Origin of the sequence: Paracoccus beibuensis, from assembly GCF_026162625.1 — a bacterium.
In the GTDB taxonomy this organism is placed as follows: domain Bacteria; phylum Pseudomonadota; class Alphaproteobacteria; order Rhodobacterales; family Rhodobacteraceae; genus Paracoccus; species Paracoccus beibuensis.
Genome location: NZ_JAOTBD010000092.1, coordinates 1 through 1406, shown reverse-complemented (window position 1 = coordinate 1406; position 1406 = coordinate 1). Strand labels below are relative to the sequence as shown.

General features: G+C 58.0%; 1 protein-coding gene. It reads right to left on the bottom strand.

Going from position 1 to position 1406, the window contains the following annotated elements; genetic code table 11:
• Positions 1-854: 854 nt before the first annotated feature.
• Complete coding sequence (locus OC159_RS19925) at positions 855-1133, bottom strand: SH3 domain-containing protein (protein WP_265502967.1); 279 nt, start codon at positions 1131-1133, stop codon at positions 855-857.
• Between the last annotated feature and the right edge of the window lie 273 nt (positions 1134-1406).

The following is a 1406-nucleotide window of genomic DNA, read 5'->3' as shown; positions in this document are numbered from 1 at the left end:
TCCGACACCGTGCGATCGCCCTTCAAAGCCTCCAGCGCCACGCGCGCCTTGAAGCCCGCGTCATGGTTCCTGCGTTTCCGCATTTCTGATCTCCTCGTCCTCGGAGATCAGCAGACGTCAGGTCGTAGCTTCCGACACTGTCCGATTTTCGGGGAGTAGTTCAGACAGCCCCGATGTGATCGACGCCGTGGCGTTGGCCCAGGCCGAGCACCTCGATGGGTTCGACGCTGTACAGATGCGAAAGAGCGCCATCGCAGGTGCGGTGAGCGAGCTTGCAAAGGAACGAGACCGTCTGTGCGCTCGCGCCGCCGAAATGCAGCTAAGCGAACAGCTTCAGCGGCAGACTCCGACTTGGAAGGACGTTCTAGCAGGGTAAAAGCGGACAATTCCGCTCGATCTTGATGCCGTCCTACGGGACGAACAGGATCGCTTCGATGCAGCCGTTTCGCGGAAAGACCTAGCTTGCCTTCTTCGCCGCTATAAACTGCGTGAGTGCGGCGCGCGTGGACAAGTAGCGCGGACGCTGCGATTCGCCAACTATAAAGATTACGAAGGTGCCGTCCGGCAGCAGGTTCGGAAGAACCATGTTTTGCGTGATAAACTGCGGCGATTTCTTGGTGATCTGCCTGAAGCTCTGGAACGCTAGGGGTGCTGTCTCGGAGGCATTCTCCGCACACCTGGGGTCCTTAACCTGCTTTAAAGTTGCGCTTGAAAGTTCATCGCAGCATCTGAAACGCATGCTAGAGATTTAGAGCCCCATAAAGCTGTTCATTCACTGCGCTGCATCAGGCATTTTTAGACTCGTTCCGACCTTTGCTGCTATGTGCTCGGATAGCAGCAAAGGGCCGCTGCTGTCACCGAACCGCCAGATAGTCCGCAGAGACGTATCCCGAGACACTCGGCTTTTCGGCGAGCGAGACTCGGCACCAGACCTTTCCGGCATTCGTGACACAGTTCTGGCGCGAGAGACGCGTTCCGTCTGGCAGGCCGATGATGATGTCGTGGTTGAGGCCGGGCCCTTTGCGGAGCTTCAGAAGATCGTCCGGCCCGGCGCCCTTCACGACGGCAGCGGTTCCGACGGCGCATCCGGCGGTGATCAGCACGGCGAGTAGGGCAGCAAAATGGGTTCGCATGGTGGGGCCTGTATTCGTTTAGCCCTTCCTACGACATGAAGGCGCCGAATGACAGCCGCGGGGAGGCAGCTCCAAACAGAGGCCTCCATGAGGGCGAGTGCGCGGCCTGCCATGCAAACTTCCCCACCTCCGTCGATTTTGTTGAGTCTGTGTTGAGTCATCGGCGCATGCAAAAAAGCCTCCCGCGAGGGAGGCTTGTAAAACGCTGATTTATCTTAATATTTTTGGTTGCGGGGGCAGGATTTGAACCTGCGGCCTTCAGGTTATGAGCCT